An 18,883-nucleotide genomic window follows, 5' to 3' on the forward strand; every position below is an offset into this window, starting at 1 on the left:
CGGTCTATCTTTTGAGGAGCGGAAATTTTGCGATCGGGATACTGGAGATCGAAAAACTTGCCAGAGGCCTTCTTGAAAACCTCTTTGCTGTCCGTCCCAGGACCAAGGAATTCCTCATAGGTTATCCCGCACTATTTCTCGGAGCAGCTTATTATCTTAAAGGCGGCAGGACCTGGCTGTGGCCGCTGCTCTTGATAGCAACTGTCGGGACCGTTTCAACTCTCAATACTTTCTGCCACGTCCATTCTCCTCTTTTGATCTCGCTTATCAGATCGGCATACGGGGTCATCCTGGGGATAGCTGTCGGACTTCTCTTCTATTTACTCTATCTGGCCTTTGTTAAAGTGTTCGGGCAAAAAGACACCCCTCTGCGCTCATAAGATGAAAGTTGTAATATCCGGTTATTACGGGTTTGGCAACACCGGGGACGAGGCTATACTGGAGAGCCTGATCAACGGTCTTAAAAAGGGCGATCCGGAAATAACCGTAACGGTCCTGTCCGCTGATCCTGCCAAGACCTCGAAGGCCCACAACGTCAATGCCATCGGCAGGCATGACATACCAAAGATCGTAAGGGCCCTGAAAGGGGCAAATGCCTTCATAAGCGGGGGGGGCGGGCTCCTTCAGGATTCAACAGGTCCTTTCAGTGTCATCTATTACCTTTCCCTGTTTTCTCTCGCAAAACTACTCGGATGCAGGTGCGCCTTTCTGGGACAGGGCTTTGGCCCGGTAAAAGGGGCTTTTAACCGTTTTCTTTCGGCCTTTGTATTGAACTCCGCAGATGTAATAACGGTAAGGGACGAGGCTTCGCTTGAAGAAATGATGCGGCTCGGAATAAGAAAGCCTCCGCTTCTGCTGGCGGCGGACCTGGCTTTCCTTTTCGAAAAGCCCGGACGGTCCGAACTTGAAGAGCTGATCAGGGGAGAGGGTTTCTCTCTTTCCGCAAAAAATATCGTGGGAGTCAGCATAAGAAAGCCCGTACATGCCGTTAAAGGGTTCCATGAAAAACTGGCCGCTTTCCTGGACTCAGTTTCAGACCAGCAAAACTGTCAGGTGCTGCTTATCCCGTTTGAGGCGGCCGGGGACGGCGAGGAATCGCTCAAAGTCCTAAAATTGATGAAAACCAAGGCAAGGCTTTTGACGGGCCTCTATCCCCCGGAAGTCCTGCTGAAGATCATCTCAAGGCTGGACTGTTTTATCGGGATGAGGTTCCACTCGCTTGTTTTTGCCGCGATCAGTCATGTACCGCTGATGGGGATCTCGTATGATCCTAAGGTCTCTTCTCTTCTTAAAGCCCTTGGATCTGCTGAACTTGACATGAACTTCTCCACCGAAGAAGCCTGTTCAAAACTGGGACATCTCATGAAGAACGGGCATGAGGAGATAAAGAGGCTCGAAATTATGACCACCTCTTTAAAGGAAAAAGCGAGGCTTAATTTTTCCGCATTCTCAGAGTATGCTAATCCTCTAAAAGAGATCTCTCTGTTCGGGATAAAGATCAACAATCTGACGATAAGTTCTGCGGTGTCGATGGTGGATTCATTTATCAAGGACAGCAGGCCCCATTTTATCGCGACCCCCAATCCGGAGATAATTACGGCCGCCCAAAAGGACCCTGAACTCAGGCGCATCATCAATTCCGCTGACCTGTGCCTGCCCGACGGCATGGGGGTCCTGGCCGCATCCAAACTTCTTGGGATGCCGCTCATCGAAAGGGTGACCGGGATAGACCTGATGCTGGCTATATTAAAAGATACAAAAGAAAAAGGTTACAGGGTTTTCTTTCTCGGCAGCGCAAGGGGAGTTGCCAAGGAAGCAGCTAACAGGCTGCCCGGAGTAAATGTGGTAGGCACCCACCACGGTTATTTTGGAGAACACGAAGAAAAAGAAGTGTTGGACAAGATAAAGCACAGCCGCCCGGACATCCTTTTTGTGGGACTTGGGGCCCCACGGCAGGAGCTGTGGGCAGGAAGACATTACAAGGGACTGGGAGTCCCTGCCACGATGGTGATAGGCGGCAGCCTGGATGTGCTCTCCGGCAGGGCAAAAAGGGCTCCCGATCTGGTACAAAAACTGGGGATAGAATGGCTCTACAGGCTTGCAAAGGAGCCAAAACGCGTAAAACGCCAGGCAAGACTAATGCAATTTGCTTGGATGGTTGCAAAAAGAAGGCTGTTGCTAAAATAGTGATATAATAGACCCAAATGATACCCCGCAAAAAGACAAAAGAGGTAAAAGCCGGCCATCTTACCATAGGAGGCAATGCGCCCGTCAGCGTTCAGTCCATGACCAAGACCCGCACAGCGGACATTAAAGCCACCGTATCGCAGATACTCAAGCTTGAGGAAGCAGGCTGCCAGCTGATAAGAGCCGCCGTAAAGGACGAAAAAGACGCCGAGGCGCTCAAAGAGATCAAGTCCCTGATAAACATCCCTCTGGCGGCGGACATCCATTTTGACCACCGGCTTGCACTAAAAGCGATAGACAGCGGAGTAGATAAGCTAAGGATCAATCCGGGCAATATCGGAGAAAAGGACAGGATAGAGGCCGTGGTAAAAGCCGCAAAAGCGCGCAGGATCCCGATAAGGATAGGGGTCAACAGCGGGTCACTGGAAAAAGAAGTCCTGAAGAAATACGGCCATCCCAGCGCCGAAGCCCTGGTGGAAAGCGCTTTGAACCACGCACATATATTGAAGAGGCTGGATTTTGAGGATATTGTGATATCCATAAAATCCACAGATGTGCCAAAAACCATCCGGGCCTATGAACTGCTTTCCTCAAAAGTGAACTATCCTCTGCATATAGGGATAACGGAATCCGGCCTACCGGGCAAAGGAACTATCAAGTCCGCTGTCGGGATAGGAGCCCTTCTTTCCAGGGGGATAGGGGACACCTTAAGAGTATCTCTCACAGGGGACCCGGCGGAAGAAGTGCGGGTCGGTCTTGATATCCTGAGGTCGCTTAACCTGTATTCAAAAGGGGTTACGATAATATCCTGCCCCACCTGCGGCCGCCTTTCTTACGACTTGGTAAAAGTCGCAAAAGAAGTTGAAGAAAGGACGCGGCATATAGAAGTGCCGCTCAAGATAGCCATCATGGGCTGTGCAGTTAACGGGCCGGGGGAGGCAGCCGAAGCCGATCTCGGTCTTGCAGGAGGGCAGGGTGAGGCGCTCCTGTTCAGAAAAGGCGAGATAATAAAAAAAGTCAAAGAAGCAGATATGGTGGAAGAACTCCTCAAAGAGATCGAATCGATGGCTTACAAATTATAAACTCTAAATTCTAAACCCTAAGCTCTAAACAAATTCAAATCATAAAATCTAAAGGTAAAAAGCATTTTGGATTTTGCTCATTTGAATTTTGAAATTGTTTAGGATTTAGATCTTGGGATTTAGGATTTTTTTGCGATTATGTTATAATTATCCTGCAAGGGGACAGAAATGCTAGACCGCTATACACTTCCAAAAATGGGCTCCATCTGGAGCGAAGAAGCCAAGTTCAAGAGCTGGCTGGATGTTGAACTGGCCGTCTGCGAAGTATGGTCCGAACTCGGGAAGATACCTTCAGCCTCTCTTAAGAACATAAAAGACAAGGCCTCTTTCACGGTCAAAAGGATAGAGGAGATCGAAAAAGAGGTGGAGCACGACCTTATCGCTTTTACAACGGCCGTGGCCGAATCGGTGGGGGAGGACTCGCGATTTATCCATATGGGGCTTACCTCATACGATGTGGAGGATACAGCCCTGTGCCTGAGGCTTAAGGCTTCTTCCGACATCCTTATAGATGACATAAAAACAGCTATTAAGGCCCTAAAAACACTGGCAAAGGGGCATAAGGATTCTATTATGATGGGCAGGACCCACGGCATGCATGCGGAACCCATAACTTTTGCCTTTAAGCTCTGTGTCTGGATAGCGGAGCTGGAAAGGGGCCTGGAGCGCCTCAAGGCGGCAAAAGAGGAGATCAGTGTCGGCAAGATCTCGGGGGCGGTGGGCTCCTATGCAAATGTGGACCCTGCAGTAGAAGAAAAGGTCTGCGCAAAACTTGGCTTAAAGCCCTCGCCTGCTTCAACGCAGGTGCTTCAAAGGGACAGGTTTGCCGCTTATCTTTCCTGCCTGGCCCTTATTGCAGGCTCGCTGGAAAAGTTCGCCACAGAAATAAGGAACCTTTCAAGGACAGAACTGCTGGAAGTTGAGGAACCTTTCAAGAAAGGACAGAAAGGCTCTTCCGCAATGCCTCATAAAAAGAACCCCATAATCTCGGAGAGGATAACGGGACTTTCCAGGGTTGTGCGCGCAAACGCGCTTGTTTCAATTGAGAACATCTCCCTGTGGCACGAAAGGGACCTTACCAACTCGGCAGCCGAAAGGGTAATCATTCCCGACAGCAATATTCTTTTGGATTATATGCTCAATAAGTTCATATATCTTATCGAAGGGCTTGTGGTGCATCCGGACAATATGAGGGCCAACATCGACAGGTCCGGCGGCATCGTCTTTGCCCAGAGGCTTCTGCATGCCCTTATAGAAAAGGGTCTTACAAGGGAAGCCGCCTACAAAATAGCTCAGCAGTGCGCTATGGACGCCAGGGAAAAAAAGATAGCTATGATCGAGGCTTCGCTGGCAAACACAGAGCTGCAAAAACACCTGTCAAAAGAAGACATCAAAAAGGCCTTTGATGCCGGTTATTTTGCCAGGAATCTTGAGGTTGTTTACAAGAGGTTTGGCATATAGACCGCACATAAAGGCACGCTATATGTAGCGCGGTTCCGATTGTCGCCATCAAGCAAAGAAGGAACGAATAAATGTCAGGAATTTTAGGCTCAAACAATAAAAAACTCATGTTATGGGTTACAATTGAAAGCTTAATCATAACCCCCTTCGGAACCGGTTGTTTTTACTCTAAAAAATAAAAGAAAGGATTTTATTATTTATGTATACGGCAAAAATTTTCGTCAGGCACAAGAAAGGCATCCTTGATCCTCAGGGAAAGACCATAAAGGACGCGCTGCATTCCATGAAGTATTCTAGCGTGGGCGAGGTAAAGATCGGGAAGCTCATCGACATAAGGTTTGACGCAAAAAATATGGACGAGGCAAAATCAAAGCTGAACGACATGTGCAAGCAGCTTCTGGCCAATCCGGTGGTCGAACAATATACTTTTGAAATAGAGGAGATCTGATGAAGGCGGGGGTAATAGTATTTCCGGGTTCCAATTGTGATTGGGACTGCCTACATATAATAAGGGATGTCCTAAAGCAAAAAGCGGAGTTCATCTGGCACCAGGAAGACAAGATAGGCAGGTTCGACCTTATAATTCTGCCGGGAGGATTCTCTTACGGTGATTACTTAAGGACAGGCGCTATCGCCAAGTTCTCTCCCGTTATGAACGCCCTGTTCGACTATGTAAAGAAAGACAGGGGGCTGGTCCTGGGGATCTGCAACGGCTTTCAGATCCTAACTGAGTCAGGCCTCCTTCCCGGAGCCCTGCAGAAGAACCGCCGCCTGAAGTTCCTTTGCAAGGATGTCTATATCAGGGTCGAGAACGAAAAGACCCCTTTCACCAATCTTTGCAAAAAGGAGCAGTCATTAAAGGTGCCGATCGCTCACTTTGAAGGCAACTACACAGCGGATAAGGCCACAATTGAAAGACTCAACAAAAAGAAGCAGGTGGTCTTTAGATACTGCAGCAAAGAAGGTTCCGTCTCAGACAAATACAACCCAAACGGCTCTATCGAGAATATCGCCGGCATCTGCAACGAAGCCCGCAATGTCCTTGGCATGATGCCCCACCCGGAAAGGGTCTCCGAAGCTGTCCTGGGAGGGGAGGACGGACTCTCGATATTCAGGTCTATTCTGAAGTCATAAGCTGTATTGCTTGTGCCATTTTATCCGCAAGATAAGCCGGCGGCCTGCCACTGAGCAGTTCAACTGCCAAGTCTATATCAATTACAGCGATCTTTATTGACGGGTCATGCAGATCTGCCCCTCCCGGATTCACGGATACTATGTCATGGAACCTGCCCTGCCAGACATCAAAAATCCTTCCTGCTGCGTCCGGAGCATTGTGGACATGCCCTGTGAGGTGCAGATATGGTGATTGCCAGAAAACCAAGTCGCGTATGCCAAAAGCACCTTGGTTCATTTCCTTATAAATGTCCATATGGCCATGTGCGGGCATATGGGTCAGCAGTATATGGCTTCCCGGGATATAGAATCCCTTTGAAGGATTTATTCCCCCATACCACGGGTTATTAGTTTTTATAAGGGATTCATCTCCTTCACCAAGAGGAATACCGACCATGCCTCTTACCGTCATATCCCTGTCAGTGCTTGTAATCCTAAAATTATCGTGCAGATCATCCATGAAAGTAAAATAAGGGGCAAATGCTGCCGCCATATACCTGTAGCCTATATAGTCAGCATTACCGGATATGGCTACGCGGGCTAATTCCGGATCAGCTTCTATGACCTGCGGGATCACTTCGTCAACCAGGCCCCTCGTATAATCAAACATCACCTTATACTCACCGGGTGTCACGTGACGGGTTTTTAGCACATCCCAAACACGTTCTCCTGCCTCATTTATTTGAAGGCTGCCGGTAAGACCGATAAGATCGCCGCCCATAAAAAGATGTCTTACGCCAAAGTCTTTTAATCTGGCCGTTGCATTCACAAGCCCTGCTATCCTTGGGGATCCATGCGTCAGATGCAGATCGGTAACATAAGCTATTTTTGACATAAAACTGCTCCTTCTGAGTATCTAACAATACATCGATATTGTTTCCAAAGGATTTCAAAAAAGTGAAATTCCGAGAAAAATCACCCGACAAATTGCAGAGATCAGAACAACAAAGGAGAAACAAATGGCAGAAATACTTATAGGCTCGAGCTATCCAAACTACAGGAAAGCGCTTCTGGCAGGAGATGAGGCCGGCAACAGGAACGGCAGGATCGACTCGCCTGCAGAGGCCAGATCCGCAGCGATCGCTTTCAATAGGGATATCCAGAAGCCTGAAGACAAGCCTTCCTATTCTCCTTCTCTACACTCTTTCCTGATATTTCTTGATGCTTCCGGGTTTAACCAAACCGAACTGGCAAAAGAAAATATTAACCGCCTTAAACAAACGCTTGAAACGGGAACTCCCGAAGAAAAAAGACTGGCAGCCGTCAGCATATCAGAAATAGCCAGGAACAGGCCCGACCTGATTGAGGACGGGATATTGGAATTGCTTGCGTCCTCCCTGGGAGATTGTGATTACTTTTGGGTCTACGGGCATGGAACCGCGGCAAGAGAAAGGTCTTTTGACAATAAATTTGCAACTGCCCTGTCAAAATTCGGAAGTAGAGCCGTTCCGTTCCTGAAAAAGGCGCTTGCTTTTGCGGCAAAAGGCGCTTTTGATGCGCTAAGGATAATGGACCCCGCGTTTTACGATGAAGAGATCCTTAAAGCAGCGGCAGAAGGGTCCTATCTTTACGGGACCTATGATACAAAGTCTGTAAATTATGCCATTGATATCCTTAGGCGGGCAGGGAAAAGGTCTCTGCCGTTTCTGCTGGAAGCTCTAAAAAGCGAGAGTGCCGAGGTTAGGTACGGAGCCGCGGGGGCTGTATATTCCCTGAATGTGCCTGCAGAAGAGTATAGCGAAGAACTGATCGAATTGCTCGCAAGAGATCTCGCTAACAGCAAGAGGGAATTGTGGCGGATTTCCAGAGGACTTCCAATGAGCTATCCAAGCGAATGGATGAGCTACTCTCAGTCGCGGAACAGGTATAGCGCCGCCGACGCGCTTTCCAGAATAGGAAAAAAAGCCGTTCCATACCTGTCAGAAGCTCTCAAAAGCAAAGACACGAAAACCTCAGGAGAAGCCGCTTTTGCTCTGCTCACAATAGCCAAAGGATCCCCCGAACTGATATCTGACGAGATGATATCTTTGCTAATCCCTTTTTGCGATGAGCTCAGATTGGACGGTTCTTTTGAAAAGATCGGAGGTCGTTCTATACCTTTCCTGCTAGAGGCGGCAAAAAACCATGTTTTAGGGGCTTATATCGGTCTTTGGTCGATCTGCAAAAATGATAAAACGCTCATAACAGACGAGATGGTATCGGTGCTGTTATCCGCGCTCAAAAACCCGCAGAGATCCGGATGGAGTTCTCTTTTGGGCGATAATGAAATACATCAGATATGCATAATTCTCGGGAACTCAGGAAAAGACCTTGTCGAGCATATAAGAACAATGCTGGTTTCAAACGATCCACAAATCAGGAATAAAGGCATTTATCTTTTGCACAGCTATACCTTTGGCTACACCGAAGGCAAGACGGAGAACCGCAGCTCGATCCCGGAAGAATTTATCCCGTTATTAATAGGCAATTTCTCCAATCCCTCTCTCATATTGAACGAACATATCTCTGATGTGGCGGCAAAAACTGTGGGACAGATAGGGGAGAAATCGATCCCTCATCTTCAGGAACTTGCAAGATCACTTCCATTTCTAGAAAAATATGCGGATACCAAGGGAAGATTCTTAAGCCGCGAAGAAGCGTTAAGAAGAAAGATAACGCTTGCCTTGAACGGGATACCCGGCGACAAGATCCCGGAAGATCTCATTCATTTCCTGCTGGAAGAGCTGTCGATAAATGAATCGTCTTACAATTACACGACAAGCGATGCATATAGAAGGACCGGGGAAAAAGGCTTCCTGAAAGCGATCGGCATACTTAAATTGCAGGAAAGCCCGTTAAGGCTGGCAGCGATTAAGGCCATTCATGCCTACAAATACCACTCGGATCTTTTTACTGAAAACATCATTAGAACGCTCGTAGAACTGCTTCCGGGGGAAGGCCTTTCGTATTATCTGAATTGGACACTGACCGAACTTGGCAAAAAAGCGGCGCCTTTTCTCGAAATTGCCGCAAAAGACCTTGATCAGAAAGTCGCAAAAGAAGCGCAAGCTATACTGGACAGAATAAAGAAATAGATCCAGGGATCGAATGCTTCGGGTCAATGTCCGGACAAAACCCCGATTATCTGAGCCTGCCTGGGATACAGCGCCACCAGAAGGCCGTTTGCATGCACTTCGCTTGCCCGAGGTTTTGCAAGTATTGAATTGGTGGCCATGTCCACAAGTGTAAACTGCCCGTTTCCCGGAATGCCAAGCCCTCGCACATCAAGATAACCCCAGGTCCTGTCGCTCATGTGGTCGGGGCCGCTTGCCAGGTTGGCCGCAATTACAGCCGTTTGATCTTCCCATTGCCTTGCAAAGGCCGAGATATTGGGGTTGCTTGAGCCAACGAACATAGATCGCCCCTGCCTGAACAATGGCAGCTTTGAAAGGTCCATCAGCTCAAGGTAGCGGTAGGCCATCTTTATATCGACCAGGTCCCAGTTGATCGGGACTACCCTGCCTCTAAGATAAGGGTATCCCAGAACCGCTTCGAATTCTCCGTTAAAGAAGGCCGGAACTCCAGGCATAGCCACCATCAGCGCTGCAGCAAGCAGGGATTCGCCTGCATCAAGATTTCTAGGTTTTCCAAGCCCGTCGCTTGAGTGCTCGGGGTCCCTGATATCGTGTCCGTCCTTAAAATGCACCGTCTGGTGGAGTAGGGGGCAGGACAGAGAGTCTCTGAGGTATTCCCCAAAGTCTCCCGGAGTTTTTCCGTTCTGCCCCAGCAAAACATCACAAAGCGTAAAGATAAAATTTCCGTCAAGCGCAAGGTCTATTCCGCAATCCCAAAACCTCTGGTGCTGGTCCAGGGCTTCTGCAAGAAATGCCGCCCCGGGATGCGCCTGCCTCATTGAAGCCGTGAATTCCTCCAGGAATTCGGAGGGGTACAAGAGGTCCAGGTCCCCGCGGCGCCCGTTGTACCAGTTGTATTCCATCCGGTCCTTAAAAAGGGCAAATGGCGCATCTATCCTGAGGCCGTCGAACCCGAAATCCAGCCAGTGCCTTCCCAGACGAAATAGATAGTCCCGCACCTCCGGGTTTAAAAAATCTAGCTGGTAGGTGTCATCAAAGCTCCATGCGCCTCTAAGGTCGGTTCCGGTGACAAGGCTGCCGCGCTCATCCCTTAAGAACCATCCCGGGTGCAGGTCCACATACGGGCTTTTTTGGGACAGATGATTGCCTATATAGTCGTTTATCACATAGATACCGTGGTCGTGAGCCGAATCTATCAGCCGCCTCAGCTCAGAAACGGTCCCATAAGCTTCTTCCACCGCAAAAGGATCGATTATACTGTAGGGAGTGGTCCCAAATGCCTCGTTTTTGGCGACCCCGCTTAGCCAGATGGTCTGGACGCTGGCTGCCTCACGCGCCTCAAGATGTCTTGCTATGAAGGCAAAATTTGAAAGCCTTCCTTTGGGGTCGACCCAATCCTTTGTCACGACCTGATAAAGAGGCCCGCGTTTTATCCAGGAAGATGAAGCTTGAACATTCATCATATGCTTAATATCGAATCAGTATGTTTGAGATTTCAGAATTAAAGTAAACCGGTGAAAATACATATGAATATCGCTCGCATTTCGTTATTTTCTGTCCACATATCCCCCTTCTTGGAACTTGACATAAGATATATTATGCGACATTGATAATAGGCAGTTGGGGATAAGTAATTAACCTTTTATATATTGGGATTATCTATGGAATTTTGAGGAATACGATAGAAACACAATACAAATTCTATTGAAATACATTGCCCGGAAATTTCTACAGTATTTCTACTGTATTTCAACGAATTTCAAATGTATTTAGGTCCCCTAGTCCCCTGCCGCTTTCACCCTTACGCCTATGGAGTAGTTGCCGCTGCCGCTGTTTATGAAGTCGTCGGCTTGAAGGATCATATTGACGAAATCAGAGACCCTGTAATAGGTCGTAAAGCGAAGCTTTGGATTGTTCGGCTTTGGGTTGTTAAAGTCGTAGATATCGCCGCTTAACAGCCAGTTGTTGTTTGGCCTAAAGTCGATGCCGCCGCCTAGATGGGTGTTTATCATGCCAATCCTTAGTGCTCCGGTCTTTGATACAGCACTGGATATTTGAAGGTCAAGCAGCGCAAGGTTGCGCGTAGGCCCTTCGCCAAGGGCTATCATCCAGGTATTGCGTTCGTTCTGGCTGATATCAAGATTACCCTTGATCTGGTTGGAACGCCCCCCAAAAAGCACATCCGCACTGGGTTTGAGCCTTATCTGACCAAAATTTTCAAAAAATTCATTGGCTGAAGTCAGGGTCTTGTTGGTAGAAGCTATCGTTCCTTTCACATTCTCCTGAAATCCTTTGTCGGCAACGATCTTGTTTATCCCGGCAGTTGCCATCTGAAGCTGTTCGGTGAGCCGGTTTATCTCGACCGTTGCTTTTTCCACATTAAAGACCGCGTTGGTAAAAGCCTCCCGTATCTTATTGTCCTCAACAAACTCCCTTATTGCCATAAAGATCCTTTTGGTCTCGACCAGGTTCTGTGCTCCAATATCGACAAAGTCAACTATGCCTGATGTTTTTTTGCCGTAAAGGACCTGGTCGGGGTTATAGACGGTTTCTGAAACTCCGGGGGTTATTTCCAGGTATTTGAGCCCCACAAGACCGTCAAAAGCCACCCTAAGCTCAGAATCCGCCGGAAATTTAATGTGCTTGTCTATGACCCCGTAGATGCGTATTTCCTGCGTTCCGGGATCGATCCGCATTACCTTGCCCACCTTAAAACCTCTGTACCTTATCTCGGAACCGACAGTCAGCCCCTCGATATTCTGGAACGATCCCGTCAATTCATAACCGCTAAACTTGAGGAATATAGCGCTTTTCCAGCTGACCAGCGCCGCCAAAAGGACAAGCGCCGTGACCAAAACCGCCCCGACCCTTGCTTGAGTTGACATTTACAGACCTCCTTTAATGAAATTGCTGACGACCGGATCAATGGAAGCTATCGTTTGCTTGACATTCCCGGTCTCGATAAATTTGCCTTCATGAAGCATAAGGACCCTGTCGCAGGTGCGGTACACAGTGGTCATCTGGTGGGTCACTATTATTGAGGTGGCTTTGAACCTTACCGCAAGCTTGTTTATAAGGTCTTCTATAACGGTGGAAGTGATCGGGTCCAGTCCCGTTGTAGGCTCGTCATATAGTATTATCTTGGGATCGGTCGCGATAGCCCTGGCCAGGCTGACCCTTTTTTGCATCCCTCCGGAAAGCTCGGAGGGCATGAGTTTTTCTGTGCCGCTGAGGTCGACCATCTCCAGCCTTTCTTTTACTATCTTTGAGATCCGGTCCTCTGTTAATTCATTCTGCTGGCGCAGCCCAAAAGCGACATTTTCGTAGACCGAAAGAGAATCAAAAAGGGCGGAAGTTTGGAACACAAAACCAAAGGCCTTTCTTGCCTTTATGAGAGGGTCCCCCTCAAGAAGCGTGACATCCCTGCCGTCCACAAAAATAGACCCCCTTGAAACACGCGAAAGCCTTACAAGAAGGCGAAGGAGGGTGCTTTTGCCGCAGCCGGAAGGGCCTATAACTGCAAGTTTTTGACCGTCCGGTATCTCCAGAAAAACATTGTCCAGCACTTTTTTTCCGGGGAACTCTTTTGTTACTCCTGAAAGTTTTATCATATTACTTAAAAAGCATCACCGACATGAAATAATTAAAGATAAAAACGGTTATGAGCGAAGACACGACCGCGCTGGTGGTAGACTCCCCTACCCCCTTGGCGCCGTTCTTTGCCTTAAGCCCCTTATAGCAGGAGATCGAGGCAATTATCATGCCAAAAACAAATGCTTTAAAGACCCCTCCCACCACATCTCCAGTTTTAAGAAAAGCCCCCGCGGTCTCAAGAAAACCGTAAGGATTTATACCTACCAGAAGTACCGACACCAGAAAGGAACCAAGAAACCCTATCACATCGGCAAACAGGGTCAGGACAGGCAGCATTACAGAAAGAGCTATCAGCCTCGGGATCACCAGATAGCGGACATGGTTGGTCCCCAGCATGTTTATAGCATCGACCTGTTGGGTCACTTTCATGGTCCCGAGTTCAGCCGCAATGGAAGCGCCAACCCTGCCCGCGATGACTACTGCGGTAAGCACCGGGGCTATCTCTCTTGCAACAGCAAGAGCCATAACGCCTCCGACCATCTTTCCCGCACCGAACTTAACAAATTCATTGGCTATCTGTACGGCAAAAACCATGCCGACAAATATAGCTGTAGTAAGCGCAACCGGGATAGAGTCAATTCCGATACGGCTCATCTGGTCAAAGGAGTTACGGACATCAGCCCTCTTGCTCAAAATGCCTGAGGCGGCTTCCCAAAACAGCAGAAAGACGCCTCCGATCTGTTCCATTGTTTTCAGATAGCCGTCTTTGAACACTTGCGACAAATTTTGTTTCATGCCGTCCCTGTCAATGAATTGATGACAAAAGGTAACGCATCAATTATATCAGAAGCTATAATTCCCCTATAACCTTTGTTAACTGCTACCGTGTCCGCGCACAGTCCATGGACAAAGACAGCGCATGCCGCAGCAAAAAAAGCCTCCATGCCCTGAGCAGCAAAGCTGCAGATCATGCCGGTAAGCACATCTCCCGTTCCCGCTGTCGCCAACCCGGGATTTCCTGTACGGTTTACCAAATGCTTACCGGAAGGGTCTGCTATCACGGTATTGGCGCCTTTTAGGACAACGACGGCATCCAGGTCCTTTGCAGTGCGAATGGCTGTGCCGCTACGGTCTTGCTGCACTTTTTCAACAGTGATCCCCAGAAGCCTGGCCATCTCTCCAGGATGCGGGGTCAAAATAATTGGGTTCTTTTTTTTGAGCAGAACAGCCGTATCGTCCGCTATAGAGTTCAGCCCGTCCGCATCTATTATCAGCGGGCAATTTAGGTCGGTCTTTATTAGGTCTTTTAGAAGGCGCTTTTTACCTTTACCTATGCCTGGCCCCACGCCTGCCGCTTTCAATTTATAGGATGCTGCTTTTTTGGGGGCAACATCCGCCAGTGTTATGATCTCCGGAACAGAGACATTTATGTAGTTCTGTATCTCGGCCGGGACAGAAAGATAAACAAGTCCGGCCCCGGAACGAAGCGCAGCCATGCCCGCCAGCATTGCAGCGCCGCTCATGCCTTTTGACCCCGCAAATATCATCACCCTTCCATTGTCGCCTTTATTGCAGTCGAACCTTCGCTCCGGAAGGCATCTCTTCACATATTCGACATCAATAACATTTGGTCCATTTTTTGATCGGGAATTGGAAATTTGACATTGGAAATTATCGTATGGTATTCCTATATCCGCGACCACAAGCTTGCCGATCTTTGATGGCGCAAAGTCCTTGACCATTCCAACTTTTGGCAGATGAAAGGTCACGGTCAGGTCAGCCTCAACACATAAACCCCTTGGGTTTCCGCTGTCGGCATCAAGGCCGGAGGGTATGTCGACCGCCACCACTTTGAATCCCTCAGTACGCTTTCCGCTATTGATCAAGGTTATAACCTCGGCATAAACACCTTCGGGATTCCTATCTAGGCCAATACCAAACAAGCCGTCTATAACCAACCTGCAGCCCTTAAGCATCTGAGGAAGCGCGCTTATGTTGTCTTTTTCGGCTTCAAACATCCTTACTTCCATACCGCTATTTTTAAGGTATCTTGCCGCGATCCTTGCATCCCCTCCGTTATTCCCTTTTCCGCAGACTACACAAACGCGTTCCGGGCTGCCGATATTGTCCTTTACCGCGTCAAAGACCTTTTTGCCCGCATTTTCCATAAGCACTGGCTGCGGAATGCCAAGCTCTTCTATGGCCCACCGGTCCAGGGCCTTCATTTCTTTGGAGGTTATTGGTTTGCAGTATTTGTTTAACACAATAATGCTTGGGTCAAGGGTGTAGGGGCAATGGTATAGTAGACGGGTTTCCGACTTGACCCTTGCCCCTTGACCCTTGGCTCTTTAATCAATATATATTCCGCACCTGTGTTTGTCAATAAGTTTTAATATGCTATTATAGTGATATCACAATGTAAGTGAAAGGAACATGAATGGAAGAAAGCAAGAAGGACCATCTTATCCAGAAACTCCGCGATAAGTGTGACGCGAACAACAATATAAGCCAGGACCTTTTTAAGAAATACAACGTCAAAAGAGGACTGAGGAACGAGGACGGCTCCGGCGTTCTTGTGGGCCTCACCAAGATCGCATCTGTTATCGGCTATGAAAAGATCGATGAGGACCTTATCCCGGTGGAAGGCCACCTTTCTTACAGGGGTATAGACCTTTTTGATATAGTCTCGGGTATCCAGCAGGAGGACCGATTCGGCTACGAAGAAGTGGCCTACCTTCTTCTGTTCGGCGAACTGCCAAAAAAAAGGGAGTTCAGGGACTTTCTTGACGAGTTCTCCCTCCAGCGCCATCTACCCGAGAATTTCACGCGGGATATAATCCTTAACTTCCGCTCAAGGAATATAATGAACAGCCTGGCAAGGGCTGTCCTGGCACTTTACAGCAGCGACGACAATGCTGACGACCTGTCGCTGGAAAACCAGATAAGGCAGGCCATTTCCCTTGTGGCCAAATTCCCGGTCATAATAGCCCATGCCTATCACGCAATGCATTCAAAGTTCAGCGGGGCCACTCTTTTCATCCAGCCGCCGAATAACGAACTGATGACCGCCGAGAACTTTTTCTACATGCTAAGAAAGGACCATGCCTTCACAAAAACGGAAGCAAGCGTTCTTGACATTGCGCTCATCCTGCACGCTGACCACGGCGGAGGCAACAATTCAACATTTGCCACAAGAGTCACCTCCTCCAGCGGAACGGATGCTTATTCGGCCATAGGAGGTGCTATTGCCTCGCTAAAAGGTCCTCTTCACGGAGCAGCCAACCTCTATGTCATGAACATGATGGACGACATAAAGAAGAACGTGAAAGACTGGAACGACAAGGACGAAATAAAGAATTACGTGTCTAAACTTATAAGATGCGAAGCCGGGGACAGGGCCGGGAAGATCTACGGGTTTGGGCACGCGGTATACACAAAGTCCGACCCGAGGGCTGTGATATTAAAGGAATACGCAAAGAAGCTCGCAAAAGAGAAAGGGATGGAAAAAGAGCTTGCTCTTTACCTCAATCTCGAAGAACTGGTACCCGCGACTTTTGCCGAAGTCAAGCAGTCAGCAAAGATAATCTCTCCGAATGTGGACTTTTTCTCCGGGTTCGTCTACACCTGCCTGGGGATCTCGCCTGACCTCTACACTCCCCTCTTTGCTATGGCGCGCATTTCCGGCTGGATGGCGCACAGGATTGAAGAACTGATGATCTCAAAGCGCATAATCCGCCCGGCCTACAAAAGCGTCGCTTCCAAAAAGAAGTATCAGACGATGGAAAAGAGAAGATAAAAGGAGCCGACCTTTTAAGGTCGGGCCTTCAGCCCTACTGTTTCCACTCCGTAAAATGCTCTTTCCTGCTGTAGGCAGCGTATTCGTGGTCGCTTAACATTGACAGTGTCTTTGTCGGGCACACATCAACGCACTGCCCGCAGCAGATGCAACGGTCAAGGTATATGTGGAGAGTGAACTTCTTTTCTGGGGTGTCCTGCTTAATGACCTTTATGGCATCCGCGGGGCAGTCCCGCGAACACATTTTGCAGCCTATACATTTTTTTATATCCGCCACCAGCTTGCCCCTAAAGTCCGCGGGAACAGGGAATTTTTCCGCGGGATAGAGATTAGTTGCCGGCTTATTAAAGAACTGCCTCAGCACTTCCGGGACCAAAGAACCTAGCATTGATCTCTCCTTACATCCAGATCTTGGCGGCCGCTATCAAAAGGTACTGCAGGACCGCAGCCGGCACCAGGTATTTCCAGCAAAAATCTATCATCTGGTCTATCCTTATCCTGCCAAAGGACGCCTTTACCACTGCCACAAACGCCACTACTGCAAAGGTCTTTACAAAGAACATAAGCGCGCTGAGGAAAATATTTCCGTATGAAAACCCGCCCAGATAAAAAAGGCTTATGAGGGAAGCCACAATAACGAGTTCTATATCGAACATCAAGCGGAAAATGGCCAGTTTTCTGCCGGTGTATTCGCAGAAAGGCCCGTCAACGATCTCTGTCTCGGCCTCCGGAATGTCAAAAGGTATCCTCTCCAGTTTTCCGACCAGTGCCACCAAAGCCACAATAAAACCTATCGGCTGGTAAACTGCTATCCAGACATGGCTTGCCTGAAAGGCCAGAATAGAAGAAACGCTCCAGCTCCCCGCAAGGATCGCCGGGCCCAGAAGCGACATAAGCAGCGGAACTTCGTAAGAAAAAAGAAGCAGTGTCGCTCTCATGGCACCTACCGAGGCAAAATAATTGACGCTGTACCAGCCTCCCAGAAAGATAGCAAAAGTGGGAACCGTTAGCAGGTAGGCAAGAACGACCAAATCCCCTTCAAAAGAGAAGAGCGCCGGCACTGTCAAAGGTAAAAAGATAACAGTGGTCAGAACTGCAGCAAGCGCTATTATCGGGGCGGCCGCGAACATGAAACGGTCAGCCTTTTCGGATGTAATGTCCTCTTTTGCGAACAATTTTATGAAATCGGCAAAAGGCTGCATCCAAGGCGGCCCTACCCTGTTCTGGAGCCTGGCAACTATCTTTCGGTCGGCCCACTCAAGGAGAAGTCCGTATATCACCAGGAATGCAAATCCCGGAAAGACAAGCAGATAGAATATCTTATATAGTTCGTTCATTTATCCTTATACCAGTTTATTCCATAGGCCCTTAACTGCTGCCAGTTCATTTCCCTGTTATTTCTGGCGCCTTCAATCCTTACCATCCTGTCCGCACACGAGAAGCATGGATCTATCGCGGCAAGGATTATAGGGATATCCGCAATGTTATAGCCCTCCAGCATATACTTGACAGGCAGCACATTTCCCAGAGACGGGGCCCGCACTTTTACTCTTTCCGGCTTTTCGGTGCCGTTGGATTTGATGTAGTGCACCAGTTCCCCCCTGGGTGTTTCGTACCTTGCAAAAACCTCGCCTTCAGGAACTTTTCTTGGAGCTTTTACCGCTATAGGGCCTTCCGGCAGATTGTCTATGGCATACTTTATGATCTTACAGCTCTCCAGAACTTCGCCGATCCTGACCAGGGTCCTGCCAAGGACATCGCATTTGTCGGAAGTGACCACCTCAAAAGGTATCTCCCCGTAGGCCGCATAAGGATCGTCCCTTCTTGCATCAAGCGGCACTCCCGAGCCTCTGGCAGTGGGTCCGCAGGCCGCCAGTTTTTCGGTCACATCTTTCGGTATGACACCCACATCTTTTACCCTCATCATGAAGGTTTTTTCCTGTATACCAACATTCAAATAATAGATGACCTTTTTTTCAAGCGCGTCTATACCTTCTTTGAGTTTCTGTCCCTGGTCCTTTGTAATGTCCCTTCTTACTCCTCCAATGGTATTCATCGAGTAGTTGACCCTGTTGCCCGTGGCAAGTTCCAGCAGGTCCATTACGATCTCCCTGTCCCTCCAGCTATACATGAACATTGTGTCGTAGCCGACTTCGTGGGCGGCAACGCCCAGCCAGAGGAGGTGTGAATGTATCCTCTCTAGTTCTCCGACAATGGTGCGTATATACAGAGACCTTTTGGGGACTTCCAGCCCCATGAGTTCTTCTACCCCCTGGCAAAAGACCGTTGCATGGGAATGCGAGCAAATACCGCAGATGCGCTCCACCAGATAAAGCGCCTGGATATAGGTCCTTTCCTCGCAGCCCTTTTCTATCCCCCTGTGGCTGTAGCCCAGCCGGATGTCCGCGCTAACCACCTTTTCACCGTCAACATCGAACGAAAAGAACTCGGGCTCCTTAAGCGCGGGATGCTGCGGGCCTACCGGAAAAGTTATGTCCCCTGTGTGATGCATGATA

17 protein-coding genes are annotated in these 18,883 nt (G+C 48.7%); 8 read left to right on the top strand and 9 right to left on the bottom strand.

Features of this window, described 5'->3' with window-relative positions:
• From WC490_04465 to purQ, 6 genes are all read left to right on the top strand, one after another.
• A partial coding sequence (locus WC490_04465; GenBank protein MFA5097861.1) for a DUF5693 family protein occupies nucleotides 1–380 on the top strand: 380 nt, incomplete at its 5' end.
• A 1-nt stretch (nucleotide 381) separates the two neighbouring features.
• Nucleotides 382–2,187: a polysaccharide pyruvyl transferase CsaB gene (csaB, locus tag WC490_04470; protein ID MFA5097862.1), complete on the top strand. Its 1,806-nt coding sequence runs from the start codon at nucleotides 382–384 to the stop codon at nucleotides 2,185–2,187.
• A 17-nt stretch (nucleotides 2,188–2,204) separates the two neighbouring features.
• On the top strand, nucleotides 2,205–3,269 hold the full coding sequence (gene ispG, locus WC490_04475; protein MFA5097863.1) for a flavodoxin-dependent (E)-4-hydroxy-3-methylbut-2-enyl-diphosphate synthase: 1,065 nt from the start codon (nucleotides 2,205–2,207) through the stop codon (nucleotides 3,267–3,269).
• Between the two features lie 168 nt (nucleotides 3,270–3,437).
• Nucleotides 3,438–4,730 (top strand): adenylosuccinate lyase, encoded by a 1,293-nt coding sequence (gene purB, locus WC490_04480; GenBank protein MFA5097864.1) that lies wholly within the window; start codon nucleotides 3,438–3,440, stop codon nucleotides 4,728–4,730.
• A gap of 199 nt (nucleotides 4,731–4,929) precedes the next feature.
• On the top strand, nucleotides 4,930–5,178 hold the full coding sequence (gene purS / locus WC490_04485) for a phosphoribosylformylglycinamidine synthase subunit PurS (GenBank protein ID MFA5097865.1): 249 nt from the start codon (nucleotides 4,930–4,932) through the stop codon (nucleotides 5,176–5,178).
• Nucleotides 5,178–5,864 carry a phosphoribosylformylglycinamidine synthase subunit PurQ gene (gene purQ / locus WC490_04490; protein ID MFA5097866.1) on the top strand — a complete coding sequence of 229 codons (687 nt, stop codon included), beginning with the start codon at nucleotides 5,178–5,180 and terminating at the stop codon, nucleotides 5,862–5,864. The genes purS and purQ overlap by 1 nt, the downstream gene beginning before the upstream one ends.
• Here the strand turns inward: purQ and WC490_04495 are convergent.
• A complete protein-coding gene (locus tag WC490_04495; protein ID MFA5097867.1) occupies nucleotides 5,848–6,738 on the bottom strand; it encodes a hypothetical protein in 891 nt (296 codons plus the stop codon). The two genes, purQ and WC490_04495, sit on opposite strands and share 17 nt — an antisense overlap.
• Before the next feature lie 124 nt (nucleotides 6,739–6,862).
• On the opposite strand from WC490_04495, the gene WC490_04500 reads away from it, so the two are divergent.
• Nucleotides 6,863–8,977, top strand: a complete 2,115-nt coding sequence (locus tag WC490_04500) for a hypothetical protein (GenBank protein MFA5097868.1) — start codon at nucleotides 6,863–6,865, stop codon at nucleotides 8,975–8,977.
• 23 nt (nucleotides 8,978–9,000) lie between these two features.
• On the opposite strand, the gene WC490_04505 is transcribed toward WC490_04500, so the two are convergent.
• The 5 genes from WC490_04505 to WC490_04525 all read right to left on the bottom strand — a co-directional run bounded on the left by WC490_04505 (nucleotide 9,001) and on the right by WC490_04525 (nucleotide 14,835).
• Nucleotides 9,001–10,440: an alpha-amylase family glycosyl hydrolase gene (locus tag WC490_04505; GenBank protein MFA5097869.1), complete on the bottom strand. Its 1,440-nt coding sequence runs from the start codon at nucleotides 10,438–10,440 to the stop codon at nucleotides 9,001–9,003.
• A gap of 315 nt (nucleotides 10,441–10,755) precedes the next feature.
• A complete protein-coding gene (locus WC490_04510) occupies nucleotides 10,756–11,862 on the bottom strand; it encodes an MlaD family protein (GenBank protein MFA5097870.1) in 1,107 nt (368 codons plus the stop codon).
• Nucleotides 11,863–12,588: an ATP-binding cassette domain-containing protein gene (locus tag WC490_04515; protein ID MFA5097871.1), complete on the bottom strand. Its 726-nt coding sequence runs from the start codon at nucleotides 12,586–12,588 to the stop codon at nucleotides 11,863–11,865. It abuts the gene before it with no gap.
• Between the two features lies 1 nt (nucleotide 12,589).
• Entirely contained in the window at nucleotides 12,590–13,366 is a 777-nt protein-coding gene (locus WC490_04520) for an ABC transporter permease (GenBank protein ID MFA5097872.1), read from the bottom strand.
• Nucleotides 13,363–14,835 carry an NAD(P)H-hydrate dehydratase gene (locus WC490_04525; GenBank protein MFA5097873.1) on the bottom strand — a complete coding sequence of 491 codons (1,473 nt, stop codon included), beginning with the start codon at nucleotides 14,833–14,835 and terminating at the stop codon, nucleotides 13,363–13,365. Before WC490_04525 ends, WC490_04520 begins: the two co-directional genes overlap by 4 nt.
• Before the next feature lie 173 nt (nucleotides 14,836–15,008).
• Between WC490_04525 and WC490_04530 the strand changes: the two genes are divergently transcribed.
• Nucleotides 15,009–16,367 carry a citrate synthase gene (locus WC490_04530; protein ID MFA5097874.1) on the top strand — a complete coding sequence of 453 codons (1,359 nt, stop codon included), beginning with the start codon at nucleotides 15,009–15,011 and terminating at the stop codon, nucleotides 16,365–16,367.
• Nucleotides 16,368–16,401: 34 nt separating this feature from the next.
• Here the strand turns inward: WC490_04530 and WC490_04535 are convergent, their stop codons facing one another.
• From WC490_04535 to WC490_04545, 3 genes are read right to left on the bottom strand one after another with little or no spacing between them, the layout of a single operon-like run.
• Nucleotides 16,402–16,755: a 4Fe-4S dicluster domain-containing protein gene (locus tag WC490_04535; protein MFA5097875.1), complete on the bottom strand. Its 354-nt coding sequence runs from the start codon at nucleotides 16,753–16,755 to the stop codon at nucleotides 16,402–16,404.
• Nucleotides 16,756–16,765: 10 nt separating this feature from the next.
• Nucleotides 16,766–17,704, bottom strand: coding sequence for a complex I subunit 1 family protein (locus tag WC490_04540; GenBank protein MFA5097876.1), 939 nt, complete (start codon nucleotides 17,702–17,704; stop codon nucleotides 16,766–16,768).
• Nucleotides 17,701–18,879 (bottom strand): nickel-dependent hydrogenase large subunit, encoded by a 1,179-nt coding sequence (locus WC490_04545; protein ID MFA5097877.1) that lies wholly within the window; start codon nucleotides 18,877–18,879, stop codon nucleotides 17,701–17,703. The genes WC490_04540 and WC490_04545 overlap by 4 nt, the downstream gene beginning before the upstream one ends.
• Nucleotides 18,880–18,883 lie beyond the last annotated feature (4 nt).

Source organism: Candidatus Margulisiibacteriota bacterium, assembly GCA_041650635.1.
Lineage (GTDB): Bacteria > Margulisbacteria > WOR-1 > JAKLHX01 > JBAZKV01 > JBAZKV01.

Bases quoted from the DNA above. Each gene is read 5' to 3' on its own strand.
- csaB (MFA5097862.1), top strand. From the start codon at position 382: ATGAAAGTTGTAATATCCGGTTATTACGGGTTTGGCAACACCGGGGAC.
- ispG (MFA5097863.1), top strand. From the start codon at position 2,205: ATGATACCCCGCAAAAAGACAAAAGAGGTAAAAGCCGGCCATCTTACC.
- purB (MFA5097864.1), top strand. From the start codon at position 3,438: ATGCTAGACCGCTATACACTTCCAAAAATGGGCTCCATCTGGAGCGAA.
- purS (MFA5097865.1), top strand. From the start codon at position 4,930: ATGTATACGGCAAAAATTTTCGTCAGGCACAAGAAAGGCATCCTTGAT.
- purQ (MFA5097866.1), top strand. From the start codon at position 5,178: ATGAAGGCGGGGGTAATAGTATTTCCGGGTTCCAATTGTGATTGGGAC.
- WC490_04495 (MFA5097867.1), bottom strand. From the start codon at position 6,738: ATGTCAAAAATAGCTTATGTTACCGATCTGCATCTGACGCATGGATCC.
- WC490_04500 (MFA5097868.1), top strand. From the start codon at position 6,863: ATGGCAGAAATACTTATAGGCTCGAGCTATCCAAACTACAGGAAAGCG.
- WC490_04505 (MFA5097869.1), bottom strand. From the start codon at position 10,440: ATGATGAATGTTCAAGCTTCATCTTCCTGGATAAAACGCGGGCCTCTT.
- WC490_04510 (MFA5097870.1), bottom strand. From the start codon at position 11,862: ATGTCAACTCAAGCAAGGGTCGGGGCGGTTTTGGTCACGGCGCTTGTC.
- WC490_04515 (MFA5097871.1), bottom strand. From the start codon at position 12,588: ATGATAAAACTTTCAGGAGTAACAAAAGAGTTCCCCGGAAAAAAAGTG.
- WC490_04520 (MFA5097872.1), bottom strand. From the start codon at position 13,366: ATGAAACAAAATTTGTCGCAAGTGTTCAAAGACGGCTATCTGAAAACA.
- WC490_04530 (MFA5097874.1), top strand. From the start codon at position 15,009: ATGGAAGAAAGCAAGAAGGACCATCTTATCCAGAAACTCCGCGATAAG.
- WC490_04535 (MFA5097875.1), bottom strand. From the start codon at position 16,755: ATGCTAGGTTCTTTGGTCCCGGAAGTGCTGAGGCAGTTCTTTAATAAG.
- WC490_04540 (MFA5097876.1), bottom strand. From the start codon at position 17,704: ATGAACGAACTATATAAGATATTCTATCTGCTTGTCTTTCCGGGATTT.
- WC490_04545 (MFA5097877.1), bottom strand. From the start codon at position 18,879: ATGCATCACACAGGGGACATAACTTTTCCGGTAGGCCCGCAGCATCCC.